At 53.5% G+C, this 23,361-nt stretch carries 23 protein-coding genes and 1 pseudogene; 16 read left to right on the forward strand and 8 right to left on the reverse strand.

All coding sequences use genetic code 11. From position 1 onward, the window contains the following. Nucleotides 1–139 precede the first annotated feature (139 nt). The 12 genes and pseudogenes from ACR0BU_RS13745 to ACR0BU_RS13800 form a co-directional block, all read left to right on the forward strand. On the forward strand, nucleotides 140–511 hold the full coding sequence (locus ACR0BU_RS13745; protein WP_480737880.1) for a YciI family protein: 372 nt from the start codon (nucleotides 140–142) through the stop codon (nucleotides 509–511). Nucleotides 512–514: 3 nt separating this feature from the next. Further along, nucleotides 515–1,750, forward strand: coding sequence for an RNA polymerase sigma factor (locus tag ACR0BU_RS13750; RefSeq protein WP_480737881.1), 1,236 nt, complete (start codon nucleotides 515–517; stop codon nucleotides 1,748–1,750). 68 nt (nucleotides 1,751–1,818) lie between these two features. Then, on the forward strand, nucleotides 1,819–2,205 hold the full coding sequence (locus tag ACR0BU_RS13755) for a VOC family protein (protein WP_480737882.1): 387 nt from the start codon (nucleotides 1,819–1,821) through the stop codon (nucleotides 2,203–2,205). Between the two features lie 25 nt (nucleotides 2,206–2,230). Beyond that, nucleotides 2,231–2,629 (forward strand): MAPEG family protein, encoded by a 399-nt coding sequence (locus ACR0BU_RS13760; protein ID WP_480737883.1) that lies wholly within the window; start codon nucleotides 2,231–2,233, stop codon nucleotides 2,627–2,629. Continuing rightward, complete coding sequence (locus tag ACR0BU_RS13765; protein ID WP_480737885.1) at nucleotides 2,629–2,973, forward strand: TfoX/Sxy family protein; 345 nt, start codon at nucleotides 2,629–2,631, stop codon at nucleotides 2,971–2,973. Before ACR0BU_RS13760 ends, ACR0BU_RS13765 begins: the two co-directional genes overlap by 1 nt. Nucleotides 2,974–2,985: 12 nt before the next feature. Further along, complete coding sequence (locus tag ACR0BU_RS13770) at nucleotides 2,986–3,645, forward strand: DUF2461 domain-containing protein (protein WP_480737887.1); 660 nt, start codon at nucleotides 2,986–2,988, stop codon at nucleotides 3,643–3,645. 223 nt (nucleotides 3,646–3,868) lie between these two features. Then, nucleotides 3,869–4,648, forward strand: coding sequence for a transglutaminase-like domain-containing protein (locus ACR0BU_RS13775; RefSeq protein WP_480737888.1), 780 nt, complete (start codon nucleotides 3,869–3,871; stop codon nucleotides 4,646–4,648). Nucleotides 4,649–4,705: 57 nt separating this feature from the next. Continuing rightward, nucleotides 4,706–6,133, forward strand: coding sequence for a circularly permuted type 2 ATP-grasp protein (locus ACR0BU_RS13780; protein ID WP_480737890.1), 1,428 nt, complete (start codon nucleotides 4,706–4,708; stop codon nucleotides 6,131–6,133). 4 nt (nucleotides 6,134–6,137) lie between these two features. Further along, the gene (locus tag ACR0BU_RS13785; protein WP_298934696.1) at nucleotides 6,138–7,079 is read left to right on the forward strand and encodes an alpha-E domain-containing protein; all 942 of its coding nucleotides are present in this window, start codon (nucleotides 6,138–6,140) and stop codon (nucleotides 7,077–7,079) included. Nucleotides 7,080–7,091: 12 nt separating this feature from the next. Next, entirely contained in the window at nucleotides 7,092–7,889 is a 798-nt protein-coding gene (locus ACR0BU_RS13790) for a transglutaminase family protein (protein ID WP_480737892.1), read from the forward strand. Nucleotides 7,890–7,937: 48 nt separating this feature from the next. Continuing rightward, the gene (locus ACR0BU_RS13795) at nucleotides 7,938–8,672 is read left to right on the forward strand and encodes a proteasome-type protease (protein ID WP_298934699.1); all 735 of its coding nucleotides are present in this window, start codon (nucleotides 7,938–7,940) and stop codon (nucleotides 8,670–8,672) included. A 17-nt stretch (nucleotides 8,673–8,689) separates the two neighbouring features. Further along, nucleotides 8,690–8,844: pseudogene (locus ACR0BU_RS13800) on the forward strand (transposase); the annotation flags it as partial. Between the two features lie 392 nt (nucleotides 8,845–9,236). Here the strand turns inward: ACR0BU_RS13800 and ACR0BU_RS13805 are convergent. From ACR0BU_RS13805 to ACR0BU_RS13820, 4 genes are all read right to left on the reverse strand, one after another. Next, nucleotides 9,237–10,184 (reverse strand): class I SAM-dependent methyltransferase, encoded by a 948-nt coding sequence (locus ACR0BU_RS13805; protein ID WP_480737893.1) that lies wholly within the window; start codon nucleotides 10,182–10,184, stop codon nucleotides 9,237–9,239. Between the two features lie 241 nt (nucleotides 10,185–10,425). Further along, nucleotides 10,426–11,229 carry a class I SAM-dependent methyltransferase gene (locus ACR0BU_RS13810; protein WP_298934702.1) on the reverse strand — a complete coding sequence of 268 codons (804 nt, stop codon included), beginning with the start codon at nucleotides 11,227–11,229 and terminating at the stop codon, nucleotides 10,426–10,428. A 45-nt stretch (nucleotides 11,230–11,274) separates the two neighbouring features. Further along, entirely contained in the window at nucleotides 11,275–13,260 is a 1,986-nt protein-coding gene (locus ACR0BU_RS13815; RefSeq protein WP_480737894.1) for a glycosyltransferase, read from the reverse strand. Between the two features lie 69 nt (nucleotides 13,261–13,329). Further along, the gene (locus ACR0BU_RS13820) at nucleotides 13,330–13,743 is read right to left on the reverse strand and encodes a hypothetical protein (RefSeq protein WP_298934704.1); all 414 of its coding nucleotides are present in this window, start codon (nucleotides 13,741–13,743) and stop codon (nucleotides 13,330–13,332) included. Between the two features lie 203 nt (nucleotides 13,744–13,946). Between ACR0BU_RS13820 and gmd the strand changes: the two genes are divergently transcribed. Further along, the gene (gene gmd / locus ACR0BU_RS13825; protein ID WP_298934705.1) at nucleotides 13,947–14,984 is read left to right on the forward strand and encodes a GDP-mannose 4,6-dehydratase; all 1,038 of its coding nucleotides are present in this window, start codon (nucleotides 13,947–13,949) and stop codon (nucleotides 14,982–14,984) included. Between the two features lie 20 nt (nucleotides 14,985–15,004). Beyond that, nucleotides 15,005–15,883 (forward strand): GDP-mannose 4,6-dehydratase, encoded by an 879-nt coding sequence (locus ACR0BU_RS13830; protein WP_480737895.1) that lies wholly within the window; start codon nucleotides 15,005–15,007, stop codon nucleotides 15,881–15,883. A gap of 43 nt (nucleotides 15,884–15,926) precedes the next feature. Here the strand turns inward: ACR0BU_RS13830 and ACR0BU_RS13835 are convergent, their stop codons facing one another. Continuing rightward, nucleotides 15,927–17,036, reverse strand: coding sequence for an FkbM family methyltransferase (locus tag ACR0BU_RS13835; RefSeq protein WP_480737896.1), 1,110 nt, complete (start codon nucleotides 17,034–17,036; stop codon nucleotides 15,927–15,929). 161 nt (nucleotides 17,037–17,197) lie between these two features. Here ACR0BU_RS13835 and ACR0BU_RS13840 point away from each other — a divergent pair, with 161 nt between their 5' ends. Beyond that, complete coding sequence (locus tag ACR0BU_RS13840; protein ID WP_480737897.1) at nucleotides 17,198–18,937, forward strand: FkbM family methyltransferase; 1,740 nt, start codon at nucleotides 17,198–17,200, stop codon at nucleotides 18,935–18,937. Between the two features lie 490 nt (nucleotides 18,938–19,427). Here ACR0BU_RS13840 and ACR0BU_RS13845 read toward each other — a convergent pair whose 3' ends face one another. The 3 genes from ACR0BU_RS13845 to ACR0BU_RS13855 are packed head-to-tail and all read right to left on the reverse strand — an operon-like array spanning nucleotide 19,428 to nucleotide 22,391. Further along, a complete protein-coding gene (locus tag ACR0BU_RS13845) occupies nucleotides 19,428–20,063 on the reverse strand; it encodes a DUF1826 domain-containing protein (protein ID WP_298934709.1) in 636 nt (211 codons plus the stop codon). Beyond that, complete coding sequence (locus tag ACR0BU_RS13850; RefSeq protein ID WP_480737899.1) at nucleotides 20,060–21,274, reverse strand: GTP-binding protein; 1,215 nt, start codon at nucleotides 21,272–21,274, stop codon at nucleotides 20,060–20,062. Before ACR0BU_RS13850 ends, ACR0BU_RS13845 begins: the two co-directional genes overlap by 4 nt. Further along, nucleotides 21,267–22,391, reverse strand: coding sequence for a CobW family GTP-binding protein (locus ACR0BU_RS13855; protein WP_480737900.1), 1,125 nt, complete (start codon nucleotides 22,389–22,391; stop codon nucleotides 21,267–21,269). The genes ACR0BU_RS13850 and ACR0BU_RS13855 overlap by 8 nt, the downstream gene beginning before the upstream one ends. 616 nt (nucleotides 22,392–23,007) lie before the next feature. Here ACR0BU_RS13855 and ACR0BU_RS13860 point away from each other — a divergent pair. Continuing rightward, nucleotides 23,008–23,337, forward strand: a complete 330-nt coding sequence (locus tag ACR0BU_RS13860) for a Nif11-like leader peptide family RiPP precursor (RefSeq protein ID WP_298934712.1) — start codon at nucleotides 23,008–23,010, stop codon at nucleotides 23,335–23,337. Nucleotides 23,338–23,361 lie beyond the last annotated feature (24 nt).

Here is a 23,361-nt window from a genome sequence, read left to right on the forward strand (position 1 = left end):
TGCACGTTGCTAGCAAGGCCTGCTTTGGGGAGGTTGCATTCAGCACGAGACATTTGGTTAGTGCCTGGATTGGGTCGGTTGTCGGATTTGCATGTCTTCGCGCGTCCTTGCACCATGTGAATAATGCACGGAGGCGAAAATGATTTACGCAATTACAATCTATGGGGAACCGGGCGTGTTCGAAGCGCTGCCCAAAGATCGCCAGGATGAAGTGATGTCGGGACATGGCGCGTTGCAATCGGCGTTGGCAGACCGGGGGGAGTTCGTGTCGATGAAATTGATGCCTCCAACCTCTGCCGTGATGGTCCAACCAGCCCCATCTGAAGGCGCGGCGCCACTGATCACCGATGGCCCGTTCGCCGAGACTAAGGAGAATTTCCTTGGGTTCTATGCCGCCGATTTCAAAGATTTTGATGAAGCACTAGACTACGCCAAGATGATCTCATCCCCAGTCGCACGGCTTGAGGTGCGACCGGTTGCCTGGGCTGGCGGCGCGATCTCGTCGGAATAGGTCATGTCTGACTGGCTTGAGGCCACATTCGCCCTGCTCCGCCCGCGTGCCCTCGCGGCCCTGACCCGGTTGTTTCGGGATATCGACATGGCCGAAGAGGCTTTTGCCGACGCTTGCCTCAAAGCGCTGACGGTCTGGCCCAAAGACGGGGCACCTCGGGATCCGTTGGCGTGGCTGCTGACGACCGCGCGCAACTCGGGTCTTGATCATGTCCGCAAATCACAGCGCCGTGCGGCAATCTTGTCACGCCACATCGAGGAGTTTCAGCCGATGCCCGCCGAAACGCCGGATCCGGACGAGATGCGCGATGACGTTTTGCGACTGCTGTTCATATGCTGCCATCCGGAACTCGACCGACGGGACCAGATTGCCATTGCTCTGCGGGTGGTCCTGGGGTTGAGCGTGGAAGAGATTGCCAGCGGATTTCTGGTCAAGCCCAAAACCATGGAGCAGCGGATCACACGGGCCAAAAAGAAAATATCGTTAAGCCCGGTCGCCTTTGAAACGCCAAGCCCGGCGGAAAGAGGCGCACGGTTGGGCGAAGTTTCCTTGATGGTCTACCTGATGTTCAGTGAGGGGTGGTCGACCTCGGCCGGTCCTAAGCAAATCAAGCTTACTTTGTGCGAGGAAGCAATCCGACTGGCCCGTCTGCTTGCGGCACTGTTTCCGGCAATGGGAGAACAGGCCGCCTTGCTGGCGCTTTTGCTGTTTCAACACGCCCGGCGACATGCGCGCATTGACAGGGGCGGAAAGCTCGTCGCGTTGGACGATCAGGATCGCGGCCTTTGGAACCGTGCGGACATCGCCGAGGCGACAGGCCTTTTGCAGAAGGCCAAGCGGACTGGTCATCACGGTGTCTATATCGTCCAGGCCGCAATCGCTGCGACACATGCCCAAGCGGCTTCGGTTGGGGACACGGACTGGGCGTCGATCGAAAGCCACTACGCTGCCCTCTATACATTGCAACCGACGCCTGTGGTCCGACTTAACCAGATTGCCGCTCAGGCCAAGCTGTACGGCGCGCATCATGCGTTAAAGGCGATGGAGCCATTGGCACAGGATTTGTCCAGCTATCGCTGGTTTCACGCAATGCGGGGTGGGCTTTTGCAGGAAACAGGGGATCACCGGTCAGCGATTACTGCCTTTGAAACCGTGATGACACTCGGTCCAACTGCCCTCGAACGTGTTGCGATCACGGAAAAAATCGCGATCAGCCACAAAAATTTGCGCAACGTGTAGGGATCACTTCGCTTCGCGCGTCCTTGGATCAGACTCGTATGTGGCGGGCGTAACCAAGGGAGATACACATGAGTATTCTTGAGATGACCACTGTCGGAAACTCTGGATGGATCGGGCATTCTGGCCCCGATCAGGCCAAAGCGAAAGCGTTCTATCAGGAGGTGCTTGGCTGGACCATCAACGACATGCCAATGCAGGACGGGTCAAGCTATTCTGCCGCTGTCGTGGGCGAAACCGCCATTGGTGGCTTTTCCCCAATGCCAGAGGATCACGGAAGCTGGACGATCTTTTTCACCGTGGCGGACGTCGATGCCAGCGTCGCTAAAGCCGAGGCCAACGGCGCTACGATCGTTCAGTCCGCGATGGATATGCCGGGGGTCGGCCGCATGACCACGCTGATGGACCCCCAGGGCGCGCGGTTCGCGCTGATCACCTATGAAAGCATGGCGTCCTGAGTGCGATCTGGAAAGGAAAGATCAGATGGAACAGTTTCCGCAAATCGCGCTGGTAGTCACAGCCGTTTTTGTTTTGATGAGCATTCCGATGGCCATTGCTGTTGGCGTGCGTCGTACCAAGACCGGGATTCCTTTGCTTCATGGCGAGGATGAGAGCTTGCTGCGGCTGATGCGGGCACATGGGAACTTCATCGAATATGTCCCACTTGCCTTGCTGGCCCTTGCAGGGGCAGAGATCGCGGGAACCGCGCCTTGGCTGGTCGCTGCCTGCGGTGGAGTGCTGCTGCTTGCGCGCCTGATCCACTATTTCAGCCTTAGTGCTTCTGTGGACGGCAAGGGGCGCGCGGTCGGGGCGGCGCTCACGACCTTGACCATGTTGGTGCTTGCGCTGGCGATCCTCTGGCAACTCTGGACGACCAGCTGATGCCCGTGGATGAAACGCTCAACGCCCGCATGCGAGAGGCTTTGGCCGCGCATGTGGGCATTTCCGAAAAGCGGATGATGGGCGGCCTGTGCTTCTTTTTGAACGGCAACATGCTCTGCGGTGCGCGGCGACACCAAGACGGCGTAGGACGGTTCATGTTTCGGGTGGGCAAGGTGAACGAGAGCGCCGCTTTGAAAGACCACACGGCCCGCGCCGTGATCCACGGAACCCGCAAACTGGGTGGTTTTGTTCGTGTGGATGAACCAGATTGCGATGACAAAGCTTTGTTGCGTTGGCTGCACCTTTGCCTCGAACACGCCGCAGCGTTACCGAAAAAAGACTGAACGGAGGATAGTATGGCCCAATTTGACTGTTTCTCTCCTGAGGCGGTTGGTTTCCTGCAAGATCTGAAGGCCAACAACACGAAAGATTGGTTTGCGGCGAACAAAGCGACTTATGAGACCCACCTGAAAGCGCCCAGCAAGCAGTTCGCCGACGATATGGCGTTGGCCCTGGGTGAACTGACTGGGCAGGATCACGGAAGCAAAATCTTTCGGATCTATCGCGATGTTCGATTTTCTAAGGACAAGACACCCTATAACGCGCATCTGCACCTTGCGTTTATGTCGGCTGGGCCAGGGGTTCAGCCGCCGATGTGGTTCTTTGGGCTCTCTCCTGAAAAACTGTCCCTCGGTTGCGGGGTTTTCCACTATGACAAAGGGGCGTTGGACGTCTTCCGTGATGCGATGGCGGGGCCTCTGGGGGCAGAGTTGATCCAGACCACCACTAAGATGCGAGGGCGGGGTTTCCGGATCGGCGATCCGGAATTGAAACGTGTTCCGTCCGGTTTTGATAAGGATCATCCCCATGAGGATGCGTTGCGGCGCAAAGGCTTTTCGGTTTGGATAGACGCCGAGTCCCCTGCCTTTGTTCTCGAGCCGAACCTGACGAAACGAACAACCACCATGTTTGCCGAGCTCATGCCGATTTTCCTGCTGCTTTCCCGGATCAAGTAGCCCCAGTTATGCGCACTCAGCGATTGGCGGTATGACGGGCTGCGCTGTGGCGTAAGTATCTACCGGCTAAAGTCGAGATTGAGCCGATGATGCGCTAAATTTAAGGTTGGTTCCGACCTCTCGTAACCGGGCTTCTACACAGCAGCCAAACACTTCGAACTCGACAACTCGATTTGTTGGTGGGAAATTATGTTCTTGCGGTTTCGCGAAAACGAGGCAGGTTTTGCAGATTTCCATAAAAACACATTTGTTGTATTCTGCAGAGCAGCCTTGCGATCTCCTGCTGCAGCTTGAGGCTGTGACCGATGCCGAACAGGATTGTACCGGCACAGAATTTGCGATCCAGCCGGAAGTTGCATCTCGTATTGTTCAGGGCGAAGAGCAAGTTGGGCAACGACGGTGGATCCACGTCGAGCGTAGTTTTGAATGCCTGTATCAGACATGCGTTCTAGTGGACCGACAGGCTTTAGAGCTGGGGACTCTACATGCCACTCCGCTTCCTTTGATACCTGGCGATGTGACAAAATTCCTAATGCCGTCAAGATATTGCAATCCATCAGATTTCATCACCTTTTCGCAAAGGAGGTTTGGTGTTGAGCCGGGCGGTGAAGTTGTGCTCGCGATGTCTGAATGGATTAAGCGCAATTTCATTTATGACAATGGTGCAAGTGACTCCTCAACCAACGCCATAGACAGCTTTACCAAGCGCCGGGGTGTCTGCCGGGACTACGCCCATGTGCTAATAAGTATGGCGCGCGCGATAGGGATTCCCGCACGGTTTGTCAGTGCCTACGCTCCGGATGTTGTGCCTCAGGATTTTCATGCGGTGGCCGAAGTCTATCTTGGGGGTCAGTGGCATTTAGTTGATCCAACTGGCATGGCGCAGGTATCTGAGATTGTTCGCATCGGTATCGGTCGAGATGCCGCTGACGTGTCGTTTATGACATCCTATGGCCGTATGGAGCTTATTAAGCAGTCAATTCAGGTGTCTCGCCTTGGATGATTCACAGAAAACGACGCGCTGTATTGCAAGTTGGTACACAACCGCTACCATGCTTGAATGCCTTCAAAACGACAGTACTTTGATGAGATGCTTTTGGGTTCAGATAACGTGCGAGTACCGTACGCCGAGTATCAAAAGTGGTTTGCGAACGAAGATCCGACGCGCCTTTCGAAAAAATCTAAAGAAGCTGAAGCGTTCTTTCGACGAACGGGAATTACATTTAACGTTTACGGTCAGGCTGCGGCTCAGGAACGTCTGATCCCGTTTGATTTGATCCCGCGTATTATTGCGAACCGGGAATGGACAAAGTTGTCCAAGGGGATCGAACAGCGCGTACAAGCGATCAATGCGTTCCTGCACGACATCTATCATCGGCAGGAAATTCTGCGGGCTGGTGTTGTCCCCGTCGAACTGATTTCGCGTAACGAAGCGTTTCTGCCCCAGATGATTGGCGTCACACCGCCCGGCAGTGTCTACACCCATATTGTTGGGACCGATATTGTCCGAACTGGCGAAGATGATTTCTTTGTTTTGGAAGACAATGCGCGCACACCGTCAGGCGTGTCTTACATGCTCGAAAATCGGGAAACGATGCTGCAGATGTTCCCCGAGCTGTTCAGCCAGATAAAGGTTCAGCCGGTAAGCGACTATCCAAAAAACCTGCGGCGCTCGCTCGCCGCGTGCGCGCCGGACAACTGTACCGGCAAGCCGACTGTGGCGATCCTGACACCCGGGATTCATAACAGCGCATATTTTGAGCACTCCTTTCTGGCCGATCAGATGGGGGTTGAGCTGGTTGAGGGTCATGACCTGCGGGTGGTCGATGGTCATATCGCGATGCGTACGACTGAGGGATACAAAGTCATTGATGTGCTCTATCGCAGGGTCGATGACGACTACCTCGATCCACTAAACTTCAAGCCGGAATCCATGTTGGGCGTGCCCGGTATTATGGATGTCTACCGCGCCGGTAACATCACGATTGCCAACGCGCCCGGGACCGGGATCGCAGACGACAAGGCGCTTTATTCGTACATGCCTGAGATAGTCGAATTCTACACCGGCGAAAAAGCAATCCTGAAGAACGTGCAGACCTGGCGATGTTCAGAGACTGACTCTCTTGCCTATGTTCTCGAGCATCTGGCAGAGTTGGTCGTCAAAGAGGTGCATGGATCGGGTGGTTATGGGATGCTTGTTGGTCCTGCGGCAAGCAAGAAAGAGCTGACAAGCTTTGCGGCCAAGCTTCAAAAGAACCCGTCAAATTACATCGCCCAACCGACCCTCTCGTTATCGACAGTGCCAATCTTTGCCAAAAAGGGGCTTGCTCCGCGGCACGTTGATTTACGGCCCTTCGTGCTTGTTTCTCCCAAAGGCATCAGCATCACACCCGGCGGGTTGACGCGCGTGGCCTTGAAGGACGGGTCGCTGGTTGTCAATTCGAGCCAGGGTGGCGGCACCAAAGACACATGGGTTCTGGAGGACTAGCGAAATGCTTGGAAAAACCGCTGGTGGCCTCTACTGGATGTTTAGGTTTTTGGAACGCAGCGAAAACACGGCTCGTCTTGTGGAGGCAGGGTTTCGCATTGCCTTAACACGGTCAAAAGATCCTGCCTCGGAATGGAAATCCGTCGTGACTACTGCTGGGGTTCGCAGCAGCTATGATGCGAAATACGATGGCTATATGGCCGCGAACGTTGTGGATTTTCTGCTGCGGGATACCACGAACCCGTCCAGCGTAATCTCGGCCATTGAAAAAGCGCGGACCAACGCTCGAATGGTTCGAACAGCTTTGACCACCGAAGTTTGGGAAGCCGTTAACGAAAGTTGGATGGGTTTAAAGGAAGCGTTGAAGAAGCCCATTAGAGAGACTGAACTACCCGCCGTCTTAGGAGAGATCCGCCGCCACAGCGCCTTGGTCCGTGGAGCTATGCAAGGTACGATGCTGCGCAATGATATCTATGATTTCACCCAAATTGGTACGGTGTTGGAACGGGCTGACAACACAGCACGGATCATAGATGTAAAATACTACACGCTGCTGCCGACAGCTAGTTTTGTCGGTTCTGCGCTGGACAATGTGCAATGGGAAACCATTCTCCGGTCGGTTTCTGCACACCGGTCGTTTCGATGGCTCAACAGCGATGAGATGACGCCGGCGGCGGTTGCCGAATTTCTTATTCTTGACAGCCGCTTCCCGCGTTCGTTGTCCTTTTGCAGCCGAATTCTGGAAGAGAACCTAAACTATCTGGCCAAAGACTACGGTATCCGCTTGCCTTGTCATGAAATGATTGATGCCCAACGCGATAAGCTTCGCCAGCAAACGATTGACACTATTTTTGACGAAGGTCTGCATCAATTCATCACAGCATTTATTCGCGATAACAACGCTATCGGGCAGCAGATCGAGCAAGACTATAGGTTCATTGGATAGGCATCTGGCACCATGAAGCTGAAAATCACACATACGACAAGTTACTCTTATGACGTCCCGGTCTCATATGGCTTGCAGCAGGTTAGGTTGACCCCTGCCACCAACCAAAACCAAACGGTTTTGGACTGGAGTGTTGAGATCTCGGGTGGGGCGCAAGAGCTGACTTTTCAGGATCAATACCAAAACCAGACAGTGTTGGTTCAAGCCGAACCCGGCGCAACCGAGGTCTGTGTTCAGGTCTCTGGCGAAGTAGAGACACACTCATTCGACGGGATATTCGGTAAAGTGTATGGAGCTGCACCCCTTTGGCACTTTGTCCAAAGCACACCTCGCACGACTGCAGGAAAGGGCATTCGAAAGCTTGCCAAGTGTATTCGTGGCGATGCCGATATACTGAGCGATCTACACGAGCTGTCAAAGGCTGTTCTGTTGGCCGTTCCTTATGGCGAGGCAGACACAGAGGCAGGGACCAGTGCAGAAGAGGCCCTCGCAGCCGGCGGCGGCGTGTGTCAGGATCACGCGCAGATCTTCATCTCGGCAGCCCGTACTGCGGGTGTTCCAGCGCGATATGTCAGCGGCTACCTGATGATGAACGACAGGGTCGAGCAAGAGGCCAGCCATGCATGGGCCGAAGCGCATATCGAGGGTCTTGGATGGGTTGGATTTGACGTTTCCAACGGCATTTCGCCGGATGAACGCTATGTCAGGATCGCGACTGGCCTTGATTCACACGAGGCAGCGCCCATTACGGGAGTCCGCCTTGGGCCTTCTGCTGAATCGATGATTGTGTCACTGCAGATTCAGCAATAGATACGGTGCCATCACTTCGCTGTTTCTATTCCATACTGGACCAAGACAATGACTTATTGCGTTGGACTTCGCCTGAATAAGGGCTTGGTCTTTATGTCAGATACTCGCACAAACGCGGGCGTCGACAACTTCTCCGTCACGAAGAAAATGTTCACATGGAGTGTTCCGGGCGAAAGGGTCATTACACTGATGACTGCAGGCAATCTTGCCACCACGCAAGCCTTGGTGAGTCTTCTTGATGAGCGATCCAAAGTCGTCGCCGAGCGAAACCCGACGCTTCTTGAGTTGCCGACGATGTTTCAGATCGCACGCCTGGTCGGGGCCACTTTGAAAGAGGTGATCAGCGACAGCAGGCCGGATGGGCAGGAAGCATCATCGAAATTCAAAGCATCGGTTATTCTGGGCGGCCAAGTTAAAGGCGGCGCACCAACACTGTTCATGATCTATCCCGAAGGCAACTTTATCGAAATCACCGATGACAACCCTTTCTTTCAGATTGGTGAAGCCAAATACGGTAAACCCATTCTCGTAAGAGCCTACGACCCCGACATGAGTTTCGAAGATACCATCAAACTGCTGATCGTCTCCTTCGATTCAACAATCAAGGCGAACTTGTCCGTAGGGTTACCGCTTGATCTTCAGGTTTACGCTAAGGACAGCTTTGACGTTATCAATAGCCCCCGGATCGAGGCGGATGATGAGTATTACCAAGCCGTTTCTACCGGTTGGAGCGATGCGTTACGCAATGCTCTTATGCAGTTGCCAAGTTACAAGGCTCAATAGGCTCTGGTTAGCAGGGAGTGTCGCGTCTGGAACCCTTCTTCCTAAACCCCACGGAAAGCCTCGCGTTGATGACAAGCGCGTCCTGAGTGGCGTTACCTTTATCAATTGTAATGGGTTACGCCGGCGCTATGCGCCGAAAGAATACGGTCCGCATAAGACGCTCTACAACCGCTGAAAGCGGTGGAGTGGCAAAGGGATTTATGCTGAGATCCTGTTCGGCTGGCTCAAGGATGGGCGGAGGGTTGCGACCCACTGCGACAGATGGCCGAAGGTCTTCCTGTCAGCAATCGCACTTGTCGCTCTCGTCACCTATTGGGTATGAGTCCTGAGCCTAGTCTCATTCCAATATGGGAACTTATGGATCTAAATCGCCCCGAGAACCAGATTTAACCAAATCAATACCTTAGAAAATCCAATATGCGTAAAGCCAATTATAATCAAAGGCTTGCTCATACAACAAACTGAGACTTCGTCACGAAAACCTCATGTTGGCCGCTTTTCCAGCTACGGGCCAGTTGGGCTAGGTTACGAAGCTTTACGCACCCTATTTGAGTCGACTTTTGGTTACAACGAACGCGCCAGCCAACCCGCACCCGACAAGCCCGAGGGATCGGGAATAGGCTCGACGGAGAAACCCACGCGGGCCATCAACTCGCGAAAGAAATCTTCAGAGAACCCCAATTCCAGCCACTTGTTGCATGTGATCGCCCAAACGGCTTCGCCGTCATATCGCAGTCCCCAGGGAAAACTCATACCGTTCGAAATTGGTTCCGCAAAAAACGCAATACATCCGTTCTCTGTCAGGACGTTTTCCTTGATCGCCCGCAGCAACTCTTCGAATTCCAGGCAATGGTGAAAACTTGAGGAGAACAAAGCCACGTCGTAGCGCTGCCCCGGGTTGCGCGCAGCCTCGAGAAAATCAGCATGCAAAGTACGCACACTGGTCGACAGCGCCTTGGCTTCACGGGCAGTCCGCTTGAGGAACGCCTCATCAATATCAACCGCACAGACGTCTAGACCGGCGCGGGCCAATGGCACCGCAGTGTTTCCCCAGCCCACTCCGAATTCAATCACGCTCTTCGCATCGGGGGTAAATTGTGCCAGAGCACGAAACCCTTGAACGGCTTTCCCTAATTCGCTCGCGACAACACCCATATCATTGCTCATCCACGGATAGCCGCGCGCAAAGTCCTCAGGGGAAAGATGTGTGGACGTCAGTTCGTTCGCAACATCATATTCTGTATCCACCAAACGCTGATAGACATCCAATACTTCATTGCGATACGCGTCAGAGAAAGGATCTTGAACGCGCATGCGGTAGGGAAAGTTCTTCTCCTTCCACAGACTGCTTAGGGCTGCGAAATCCTTCGCGGCAACAAGGTCTTTTTTGTAGGCGATGGCTTCTGAGACAAATGCCTCTGAATCAATTAATTTGTCCTGCGCAGGTTTCTTGTCCGAGATATTTGCCGCGGATAGAGACGCCTTCTTACGCTGCCTTTTAAACCACCCCATGTTGCCGTCCCCGCTGTTTGCAAAAGCCAAATTTTTTTCGCCCCGTTTTTTGGGATCGCTTGAACACTAACTCTGACACCAGAGCGCTCGTCCTTCAAACTCCTAGCCGCCTTCGGCGCGATTAGCCATATGCGTAATAGACTGATTGCAGCTTGAACAAATCTCAAGGCGCGTCAGCCCGAAGATGTTTCAAGATCAAATACATCGTCGGGGGCTTCGGAATGCAGTTCTTATCACGCCGTCAAATAGCTTCGCACAAAATCACGTAGTGCTCTCCTGGGTATCCCAGCTCGGGGCGATCCATCACTTTTGGCCAATAGTAACCAATTTCAGGAATGGCTTGTGAGAAGACTGTCGGAGCAAACCCGGCGGCGCGCAGCTGCGCCAACAAAGACTCTCGCCCGAACATGCGCATTTCCAGTACGGTGCCGGGACCGCCGTGAAAAATGATATTCTGATCGTAGATCTCATAGCTCCCGTCGGCTTTTCGGGAAACCACCAGCCAATCCTCGCCGATCTGACAGGTCGCGAAGTCAACCATGCCGGGGAAATGCTCAACGGTCTCCGGGCTGCCGTTGAACGGGGTAGAGAATACCAAGTGCCCACCCTTTTTCAGCATCTTCCGCATGTTTTCAAAACCAACCTGCAATGGTTGGAGAACATGTTCGAAGACTTCGGTACAAATGACGAAATCAAGACCCGTGAATTTTTGCCAGTCGTCCGATGTGATATCCAGAAGGGGTTCCTGGTGAAAATAAGTATTGGTAAAGTCATACTTCTTTTTGAGTACTTTGGCGTATCCATCCCATTCACTCATCCCGATCCCTTTGACGTAACGGTCTTTTGTGAACTTGGGTAAAGGGACAGAGGTTTTCATCAAAGCCATACTGAGGCCGTGTATGATGCCGCGGAACCGGGCGTTGGATCCGCAGCCTCCACAGATAGCAGCCTCACGATGAAAGTCGCCAGCGGCCAATTTGTTTTTGTGACCACAAATATTACATTTGTAATCAATGATATGATCGGCGGCAAAATCGGTTTCCAAGGGGCACCTCTAACTTATTCTTAGCTTCGACTGGTATGCCGGCAATTACAAGGATTGAGCGAGTTGCTCGGTTTTCTGTTGTGCAATCATATCGTGCAACGCGATCAAGTTCGTACGAAAGGCTTCATCAGAAAATTGTGCCGCGCGTTTGGCCGCGTTGTCGCGTAGGGTCTCGATTTCATCATCGGGCAATGCCAGAACTTTTTCGGTGAGAGCAACAAGCTCTTCTTCGGAACTATAGTGAAAGCCTGAGATCCCATCTTCAACAATGAGCGAGGGTCCGCCGTTGTTGACAACAAATGGGATAACGCGCGCGGCCATCGCTTCGACAACACTGATCCCAAAATGCTCGCAGTTGCCTGGGTCCTTGTCGACATTCACGCCCAAACCCGCGCCATGCCAGTACAGAGAAGATTTATACAACAGATCTCCCAACGTATCGGAAGCGGCATCGACGTGAAATGTAACGGGCAGGTCTTTGGCGTCAGTCTGGCATTTCGTAAAGTATTCTCGGTGTTCCGGTTCCGGGTGCAAAGACCCAACAAGGTTCAACCTGCTTTGAACGCCTCTGTCCTTCAATCCCTTCATGGCGCTGACCATCATGTCCTGTCGCTTACAGTGTCCACCTGAGAAAAACCGCCCAATGGCTAGAATACCGGATTTCGGTGACGACTTCGGCACATCTATTTTCATACCAACAGGGGGCGAGACAACCTGCAGGTGCTGGTCTTGAAGGTCAAACTCCACGATTTTCTTGCCGATCTCCTCCGCTACAAATTCCGAATAGCAAATGACGGCATCATAATCGGTCAGCCAGGGCAGCCGACGATCAAGTTCTTGCTGAGCAGAAGGGAGGGGGAACTGACAGCAATACAAGCTGATATCCCCCAGTGTTTTACAAGGCGGACAAATTTCGTTGCCCAGACTGAAAAACAGATCAAACCGACGCGATTGTTCAGCCTCTTGATGGGTTATGATCTCAATGGCATCAAGCGTGAGTTCCAGCTTTTCGAGCACCGCAGAGATGCGAATTCGCGAGTAAACTTCGGGTACTACCAGAGTCAGGCTATATCCGAGTGTCTCAAACACTCTCATGACGCTGAGAAGATAGCGTTCTCCTCCGCCCGGAATGATGTTGTATGGCGTATAGATGCCTGCGGTTTTCTTGTTGCGTGATGTCTCGGGGACTAGCGAAGAAGGGGTTGCCAATGTGTCATGACGGCCGGTTTTCAGGAAATCCTGCCAGCGCGTTACAAATTTTTGCCTGTTGAGCCCAACAATCGTATTGAGGCGTAACTCGTGCGCCTTGTCAGATGTAGTCGTGCTCTCGTAATGCTCGACTTCCGACGCCGGCACGTAGTAGGTTTTCTTTCCCAATGCGCCAATTTTCAGGCACAGATCGCAGTCTTCATAGTAGGCCGGTTCATAGCGAAAATCGAAACCCAGAACATCGATGAAGTCTTTGCGCCGCATTAAAACACAAGCCGCCGACACATAATCTACTGTGCGCATCCGGTTGAACCGGGGTTGATCAGGTGATTGAAATTTGCCGATCTGTACGGCAGAGCCGTCTTCGTCTAGCAAGCCTCCGGCTTCTTGCAGGTCGCCGTCAGGATAAATGAATTTGGGTCCCGAGCAGCCAGCGTCGGGTTGAGTCTTCAGGACTTCGACAAGCGGTGGCAACCAACCTTTTTGTACAATCACGTCATTGTTGAGAAACAGCACATACTCGCCTTTGGCGGCTTCGGCCCCGATGTTATTCCCCTCACCGAAAAAACGGTTTATGGCGAGCGAAAGAACCCTTTGGGGACCTTCATAACTTTCCAAAATGGCCTTGTTTCCTGCAGTGCTGCCATTGTCGACCACGATCACTTCATAAGGGATGCCGTTTGTCCGCTTCCAGATCGCCTCGAGGCAATCAATTGTCATTTCAGGCTTGTCCAGATTCAGAATGACAATCGAGACAACGGGAGTGTCCGCATCGTAATCGGCCGGCATCATTTCGTTAAGCTGTGCGGAATTATGTGACACGCTGTCATCCATTTTATCTATGTGGCGGTCTTTAACCGGTTCAAATCTACACTGGGATGCTTTCCCTGTTTAACGCGACCACCTGTAGGCCTTGGGCAAACTCTGGTACTTCGTACTCTTCATCCAAGTGACATATTGGCTGCGGGGCTTGCCATTCTTTTTGAAAATGATTCGTTTACAAAGTGATCGCGGTTGACCGCTCGGGGCAAAAAGGAACAACCGCAGGAATTTTTTAGGTCGCCCGTCGGCGCGAAAGAAGAACGTTTTTCGAGGCCCCGCTTGCTCAGTCGATCCTGATTCAGAAGACCTCGGCATGTGTCGGCAACGAGTCGCCAGTTCCATCTCCGCTTTGTAGCTGGCAATCTCAAGCTGACGCAATTCGAGAGTGTGCGCTTGCTTCAGGCGCTCAATTTCAGCGTGAAGTGCTGCAATTTTTGAAGCAACGTCGTCGTCGGGACGCTTTTGGGCGCTTTGTTGTGCCATTTCACTCTGTCCAGCATCAAATATTTTACCGTTTCTTTAATCCTACCAGAACCCATTCACAAGATATCAGATCAATATCGCGGGCGCCTACCATTGATACGGCATATTTATCACCTTGATCTTGCAGCACGTGGGCGAGGATTCGCCAGTGGACGAGGGAACGTTCCTACTTTAGGGAAGGCAAAAGACACTAGAGGTTGAGCATGGCGAAAAAAGCGATCGTAACCGGCATCACGGGCCAAGATGGGGCCTATCTGGCCAAACTACTTCTTGAGAAGGGATACGAGGTCACCGGCACTTTCCGGCGTGTTGTGTCAACAAATTTCTGGCGCATCGAGAGTCTCGATATTGCCCGGCACCCCAAACTCACACTGGCGGAACTGGATCTGACGGATATGGGTGCTATGATCCGTCTTGTTCAGAAGTTTGAACCTGATGAGATCTACAATCTGGCGGCGCAGAGTTTCGTGGGCATCTCGTTCGACCAACCTCATACCACATCCCAGATCACAGGCATTGGCGCGTTGCACTTGCTCGAAACTGTGCGGATCGTGAATCCGAAAATCCGGTATTATCAGGCGTCCACCTCTGAAATGTTTGGCAAGGTGCAGGAAATTCCGCAGTGCGAAACAACGGCGTTCTATCCGCGCAGCCCCTATGGTGTGGCGAAACTTTATGCTCATTGGATGACAATCAACTACCGGGAAAGCTACGATATTTTTGGTACGTCCGGCATTTTGTTTAACCATGAAAGCCCTCTGCGGGGTTTGGAGTTTGTGACACGTAAGATCACCGACGGCGTCGCCAAGATTAAGCTGGGTCAACTGGATTGTCTGGAATTAGGCAATCTGGATGCCAAACGTGACTGGGGCTTTGCCAGGGATTACGTGGACGGTATGTGGCGCATGATGCAGACTGAAACACCGGACACCTATGTTCTAGCGACTGGCAAGACAGAAACGGTACGTAATTTTGTGCAGATGGCCTTCAAAGCAGCCGAGATCGATGTGACATTCGAAGGGCAGGGCGAGGATGAGATCGCAATGGATGCCGAAAACGGCCGTGTTCTTGTCCGTATCAATCCAAAATTCTATCGCCCGGCGGAAGTTGAACTGCTGATCGGAGATGCGTCCAAGGCAAAGCAGGATCTGGGCTGGGAAGCGACAACCTCTCTGGAAGATTTGTGTCAAATGATGGTGCTTGCAGATCTTGAACGAAACCGTACAGGCGTATCATTCTGATGAGCAAAGGGCGCCTGTTAATGACCGGACGCTTCGGATTCACCGGCCACTACGCGGCACGGGAACTGACAAATGCCGGGTGGGACGTGTGGAGCACGGGTCTGGCGGGCGCCGTGGAGGGCGATGCGAAGTATGTTCCGGCTGATCTAACCCAAAGTGATCAAGTGGCACAAATGCTAGAGAAGGCGACCCCGGATGCAGTGCTGCATCTGGCCGCAATTTCGTTTGTGAAGCACGGCCAGGCCGAAGATTTCTACCGCGTCAATCTGATGGGCACCCGCTGTCTTCTGGAAGGGCTTTCAGAGCGCGGTTTGGGTCAGAAGGGCGTTGTTCTGGCAAGCACCGCCAACATCTATGGTCATACGACGGAAAGCCCAATCTCGGAATCGGTATTGCCGATGCCAGTCAATGACTACAGCGTATCCAAACTTGCAATGGAATATGCGGCGCGGCTGTTCATGGACAACCTACCCATCATGCTGATACGGCCCTTCAACTATACGGGGCGCGGCCAGGATCCAAAATTTCTCATTCCCAAAATAGTTCAGCACTTTCGGGACCGCGCGGCGCGTATGGAACTGGGCAATCTGGATGTTGCGCGCGATTTCTCAGATGTGCGGGATGTTGCGCGCGCTTACAAAGCGTTTTTCGATCAGATTGATCCCGGCACAGTGACCAATATTTGCTCGGGGCGGGCAACACGATTGCAGGACATCGTGACAATGTGTCGTGAGATCACAGGCCATGATCTGTCTATTGAGGTGAACCCAGCTTTTGTGCGCGCGCAAGAAATCAAGGAACTGTCAGGCGACAGCACACGTCTTGAGCGATTTTTGCCCAGCCAGGCGCGTATCCCCTTGCGTGAAACGCTTACCTGGATGCTGGACGGGGCGGCGTAACACCGAGACTCCTGTAGGCAAACCACCGGAAAACATATTCAAACTATAAGGGATGCGCCCGCGGCAAGCTTTGATAGGCATCCGATTTCATCCAGTATTGCAGCGCAGGCCTTGGGGCGCCGTTACTCTTGAAAACAAGGCGTTTGAAAATACCCCGGCATTTCCCATCACTGTGGAAAAGCATTCGACGGAAAGCTTTGCGCGGGCGGCCGTTGTGGTTGAAAAACATATCTTCAAGAAACGAGCGGTTCTCAAGATACCGCATGTGCTGGGTGGCTGCATCGTTCTTTTCGGCCATAACAGACTGCTCCGACCGTAGGGCTTGAATATGCGAAGCATTCTGGTCTCTTTCGATGAGAGCTGACTGCATCTCAACCGTCATATAATCATCAAAGATATTGGGAGGGTATTTGAACGCAGACACTAGTTCATCATGATGTTCGCGCGCCAGATAATACCTGTTCAAGCCATCGCAGTAGACGTCAACGTAGCGCGCCTCGATCAGGATATCTTCCCACTCCTGATGGTTCTCCACCTGTGACATCGGCTCCATTGCTTCAACAACAATGATCCAGGGGCGAAAACGCTCCCAGTCATTTCCTTTCAGTGCAGGTCTTTCAAAACCTTCCACGTCGACTTTGAGAAAGTGGATGTCCTGATCCGCCGTCATATGCGTGTCACAAATGTCGGCCAAAGTGGTCATTGGCACCGATATGTCGGATTTTTCAAACCCCAGTTCGACATGGTTATCGGCGATCTCGCCAACAACGCTCGATAGACCCGCGTTGCTCATGATGTGCAGAACCGCCTCACCAGGCGTCTCCCCCACCACTACACCTAGGTTGGTATCGCGCAAACGCTCCATATTGAGTTGACTCAGAAGCTCTGAGTTGGGCTCTATATTGATCCCGTTCCAGCCTCTTTCGTAAAACGCTTTGGTAACGTTATGAAAGGATGGCCATGCGGCCCCGACATCTATGTATTTGCCCATCTCGACATGTTTCAGAGCGCGCCATAAAATCAGGTCTTCTGCGTTTTGCGCGTATGAAATAAATGTCATGGCACTCTCCAACTCATCGTGTATCGAGAGCGTCTCTAGCGCGGTTGGCAGTAGTATGCCATGGGAAAATCCTTGATGCAGCTGCCGCATCATGGACGACCTATGAGGGTTGTTAGACCGCTGGTTTCAGCCACTGGCAACCACATGCGATTTTTTTGCGATACGCTGGAGTGCCAATCATTGACAATGATACCGCTGGTCGTATCGTGCGCGCATCGTGGCAATTTGGCCCGTTGTTATCTGGAGCGTACTGCGTGAACTACCCCCAAGAAACATTGTCCAATGAAGAACGCCTCGCCCTGGGGTTGCGGTGCCGCGATGCTGATTGCGTACCCAAAGTGGCGGATGCCGGGAAAGTCTATCAAGACACCCAAGGTCGCAAGCTTCAGATAATGCACAATGGGCTGCGCGTGCTCAACGGCGGGTATTATGGCGACTGGATGAGCAACCTGATCAAGCTGTCTAACGGACACCATGAACCGCAGGAAGAACGCCTGTTCCATGAGGTGGATAAGTGCTTGTCCGACACCGCCAGAATGATCGAATTGGGCGGCTTCTGGTCCTACTACAGCCTTTGGTTTTTGCAACATCAGCCTAAACGGCGCTCTGTTGTCCTTGAACCCGAACCGGAGCATTTGGAAGTAGGGCGCATAAACGCAGCACTCAACGGTCTTGAACCCATTTTTAAGGCCGGTTTTGCAGGCCCTGAACACATTCCCTCAGCCTCGTTCCACGGGGAACGCTCAGGCCCGATGCAGATCCCAGGCTATTCTGTGGACCACTTGATGAAGGAGCAAAGATGGGATCGGCTGGAGCTGCTGCATTGTGACATTCAAGGTCATGAGGTGGCAGTGTTGGAAAGCTGCCGGAAATTGTTTATTGCGGGCAAGGTTGATTGGGTATTTGTCTCAACACATGCGCATCAGATTAGCGGCGATCCCCTGACACATCAGAAATGCCTGCAAATCTTGCAGGAATGCGGTGCGTTTATCGAAGCCGAGCATGACGTGCATGAATCCTTCAGTGGGGACGGCTTAATTGTTGCGCGCTTTGGCCCGCCACCGCGTGATTGGCACGGTGTCACGTTAAGCCATAACCGCCATAGCACATCATTGTTCCGCAGCCTCGCTTATGACTTGGCCGAAAACCAGCAAACTTTGGCACACCTTGAAGCGCACCCGCGATCAAATGATGCAGCCGCAACCGTTCAGCATGAAAGCCTTGCAAAACGCGGCACCCTTTATGAGCTGACAGCCGACGGACCCCTGGGCCCTGCAGGGTCAACTCTGTTGCTTAGGGATGATGCTGTCATGTCCCCGGAGATCGTGAAGGAGGCAGCATGGGAATACGATAACATCGGAGCGTTTGCCGCACGTTGTCAGCCCGGCAAGTCCTATACTCTGGTTGATATCGGCTCCAATATCGGGTTGTTCAGCCGGCAACTGGCCTTCGAGGTGCCGCAAATCGCTCGCTTGTTGTGCGTAGAGCCTGATGAAAAGAATTTTCAGGCGTTGCAGTATAATCTCGGGCCCCTGGGGGATAGGGCATCCTTGTTTAACGTGGCTCTGGGGGACACGGACGCGACTCAGGAATTCTTTCGGGATTCTGAAAACATCGGGAATTACTCACTCAATCCTGACGCGATGCGTGCGCGTAGTTTTGATCGTGTAGAAGTCACCACCCGCGAGACGGCAGCCTGGATGCAGACCCATCTCGGCTCCACTGAGGCCATTGTCTGGAAGTCAGACACTCAGGGGTTTGATGAGCTGATAATTTCACGCACGCCCATGGAAATCTGGGAGCGGATCGACGTAGCCCTGATAGAAATCTGGCGCATTGCCAAGCCTGACTTCGACGCTGAAGCTTTTATGCAGCGGCTGTCGGTCTTCCCCAATCGCAAACTTGGTACACGTACGGATGTCAGTGTTGATGCGGTTATGGATTATCTGACCGGGGATGACTGGGAATTCGAAGAGCTGTTGCTTTGGCGCTAGAGATGCGAGCGATATGAACCGTCGTAGGTTCAATGGTGGTTGCCAGTTTTCCGCTATCTCGGGTTCATCATCATCTCATTAGCTGTTTTATCTCAAGGCTTGATGGTGCGATCCATTGGATGGAATGGAGGGATGCCTTATGGGACAGTTACATCACGGCTGCGCCACAGGAACGTAAGCATACGAGCAGCAAAACGGCGATCGCAAGCTTCGAACGCTGGGCTGAGCAGCGGGCTCGACATCAGTGTAAAAACCGTTGCGAGATGGCGAAAGCGGCAAGCGGTCGAGGATAGAAAGCCAGGGCCTAAGGAGCCAATTTCCTCGACGGTTACAACGAGGCCCGTTGTTGGAACGCACTAAGCGGTCTCACGCCTTACGAATAAATCTGCAAAAACGGGTGCTAAGCGGGATTGTCTTCATCCATGTTCGCGCATTGGGTCCTCTCTGCGGGGCCGCTTGCGGAGTTTTGTCTGGACAAGGTTGCGCCCCATCACTGGGCCTCATCGGCATCGAAGATCGGGTCAATCACAATAACCAGGCGTGTTTCGCCCGTACCTGAGATAGGTGGCGAGCGGTGCAGCAGACCAGAGGGCGGGTTCTGCGGCCAAAGCGTCCCGCGCATGACCATTGGTGATCCGGTGCCAACAGTGAAGACCCGTTTTGGGTCTTCGCCGTCCAGCGAAATGCCATATTGGGTTCCCGTACCCCGATAAGTGCAGATCAATCGTGCATAGATCGCGTCTACGTGGAATTTGCGGCACGCGTTTGTAGTGATCGCGTCCAGGCGAAGGCGAAGATATGGTGCGCGCATCACTTCCGCAAAACGCGCGGCTAGGTCCGAGATATCCTCTTCAAGCCACGCGCGTTCAGTGACATCTTCCATACCCGCGATTTCAAACAGATGCCTCACTTTGTCTTTCACAGCTTCTGGGCGCAGAACGAGGCGTGCTTTTGGCAGTTTCAATGGATCCAGCGTATCGATCCATGTTTGAAAGTCTGAGGTTAGCTGACGGCGCCAGATTGTTGCTGCACAACCGGGCATTGCAATCTTCGCCAACCCGTCTGGTGTGTCACTGACGCCAACTCCTACAGCTGCGTTTTTGATTTCAGTTTGGACGTAGCTCATGCGGCATCCTCAACACGACGCCAAAGGGGGAATGGATCGGGTAAGTCTTCTGGAAGATTGTCAGGGCTTGAGGCAAGGGACTCGGGCAGGAGGCAGGCGTTTAGCTTTGAACTCAAAACTGGCCAATCGATACCGGCGCCAATGAATACAATTTCTTGTCGCCGGTCGCCCCAGGGTTCCGCCCAATGCTGTTTGATGTAGTTTTGGGCCGACGCATGCTCTGGCCATCTTTCCTTTGGCACCGATGCCCACCAGGTTCCGATTGGCTTAACGCTCGATAGCGCGCCAGCAAGCGAGAACTCAGCAACCCAGGCAGGTCTGGATGCGATCCAGAAATGACCTTTGGCGCGGATGACACCGGGCATTTCGCCGTTCAGCACGTTCAGAATTTTCTCTGGCTCGAAAGGTCGGCGGGCACGGTATACGAATGAAGAAACACCATATTCTTCCGTTTCCGGAACGTGGTCGGCAAAACCGTAAAGCTCCTTTGCCCACATCGGATGTTCGTGGGCGACATCGAAGTCGAATAGCCCGGTATCCAGGATCGCTGAACTTGCAACCTCGGAATGGTTCGTCTCGATGATTTGGGCGTCGGCATTCAGGCTGCGAATGATCTTGCGCGCGGCATCGGTGCGTTCGGGGCCCGCGTCTTCCACCTTGTTGAGAACCACGACATCTGCAAATTCAATTTGGTCGGTCAGAAGATGGACCAGCGTGCGTTCGTCCTCTTCCCCAAGTGTTTCGCCACGGTCGCGTAGAAAATCGTGGCTGGAAAAGTCGTTGAGCAAGTTCACCGCATCCACAACAGTAACCATAGTGTCGAGGCGGGCGACATCAGACAGGCTCTTATCGTCTTCATCACGGAAGTCAAAGGTAGCTGCGACCGGCAACGGCTCGGAGATGCCGGTTGACTCGATTAGCAAATAGTCGAACCTTCCTTCAGACGCCAGGCGTCTTACTTCAGCTAGCAGGTCGTCGCGGAGAGTACAGCAGATACAGCCGTTGGACATCTCGACCAGGGTCTCATCGGTGCGGCTCAGCTCAGTCTCCGCACGCACAAGGTCGGCGTCGATATTCACCTCGGACATATCATTAACGATTACAGCGACGCGCCTGCCTTCGCGGTTGTTCAGCACGCGATTCAACAGGGTGGTTTTTCCGGCCCCAAGGAAACCGGACAATACGGTGACGGGAAGACGGGTATCAATCATGGTTAGGAAACACTTCCTCTTTTGTGGCGATTTCTGGCTGATGGGCACGCAGCATGTCGAGGCTTCGCCGCAACTCGAGGCGGTTGAGGTCTCGGGCAATGACCACAATGCGCGAGCGGTGGTCTCCGCCGTTCCAGTTCTTCATCGGGACCGGCGGGTCGAATATGTGCTGAACGCCATGGAAGACGAATGGAGTTTCGACGCCTTCCAGAAAGACGATGCCTTTGACGCGCAGAATGTCTGGCCCTCGGAGCGCAATCAGTGTGTCCAGCCAAAGGTCAAAAGCCACGTCTTTCAACGGCGCGTCCAACACAATCGAAGCCGAGCTTATCCGTACATCATGTGGCGACATCACCAAGGGCGACAACTTGGGTTTGGAGATGCTTGAGAGGTTGTTCAGTGGGGCTAGTTCAGGAGGTGAATCGGGTGTTGTCCACGCAATCACATCTTTCGGCTCTATGTTCTTGCGTAGGCCGCTCCGGCCCCACAGCTTTTCGAGCTTGAAACGACCATCAATCGGTCGTTCGATCTGCGCCGTAGGGTTCAGGCCACTTAGACGGTTTTCAAACGCGTCTGCTGCCGTAGGTGTGACTAGATCCGTCTTACTGAGCAGAATGAGATCAGCCATCGCAACTTGCGAAACAGCTTCGAACTGCGCGTCCAGTGTTGCGGGCCCGTTGGCCGCATCAACGACGGTGATCAACCCGTCCATGCGGGTGGTCCGTGCCAGCTCGGGGTCGACCAAGAGTGTCTGGAGAATTGGGCTAGGGTTAGCTAGCCCGGTCGTTTCGATGATGATCCGTTCAAATCTTAGGCTTCCGTCATCTCGCCGTTCGACTAAGTTTGCTATTGTGCCCGACAAGTCTCCTCGAATGGAGCAACATAGGCAGCCGGATTGCATCAACACGATCTCGTCTTCAACGGACTCGATCAGATCGTGGTCCAATCCAGCTTCGCCGAATTCATTCATAATGACTGCGACTTTTCCGGCGGAAATCTCGGACAGCGCTGCGTTCAATAGCGTCGTCTTGCCCGCTCCGAGGAAGCCTGTCAGAACGGTAACCGGTATCCGCCGATCCGTTGTGTCATCGGCGCCGTTTGCTGCATAGGAAAACACTGCCATCTCCATTTGTGATTATGTGATATCATAACACAGTTTCAAACGAAAGGCCGAAAAGCCCTATTCATCGTGGCGACTGAAATCGAGAAAAATGGCGGCTAAGCGATGTAGGAGTGCTCAAACTGAGGGCGTCAGGGACACCATTGATACTCGAACCTCGGCAATGCGCGCCGGGCGGCGGTCGGATGTGTCTCGGGCTGAAACTGCACCCGAAGCAGGGAAGTCGAACGTGCCCGCGAAACACTGAGTTGCGTCGTGGAACATAATGAAGCTGCCGCCGCCGAACAGGTTTAAGCGTCGCGCTCGTCACGCGCGATGTCGTCTTCGCGCTCCGCATCTTCCTTGTGGTCGTCGGGTATTGCCAAGTTGGTTGCCTGACTTGACCGGGTTATCTGCCGGTCACTAGCACTCCGAGCGACGTGCAACGCCAAGTACGGTACTCTATTTCCTTTTGTGTCAACCGTTGCTTGATTTTTTGTCGCTTGTTCTGCACAACTATAGCGACACGGGCCTGTACGCCATCATGGCCGGTGTTCGGGAAAACGGCGGCGCGATCGATAGCGTCGATTCCTTGATTGGAAATGGTGGCGTTGATATCAATGGGAGGTCTAGCATGAGCGTTGAAAACCTGAAGGAATATGCCCGTCGTTGCGCTGCAGATGCTGAATTGCGCGCCAAGGCCAAGGAAATCGGCGCCACTGATCTGGACGGCCAGATCGCACATGCCGCATCCATGGGTCTGACGTGGACAAAGGACGACATGAGTGCCTACCAAGAAGAGATTCAGGCCGATGGCGAGCTTGGCGAAGATGACCTTGAGAAAGTTGCTGGCGGCGTCGTGACCACCACCGCAGCAGCGGCAGCGGCAGTTGTTTCCGCAGCCGCCGCAGTGGTTGGAACCGCGACTGCAGTCACCACCACAACAAGCGGCAGCGGCTGGTAACAGATTGGCGCAGCCTTTGGGCCG

This window comes from Ruegeria sp. CK2 (genome assembly GCF_056536585.1).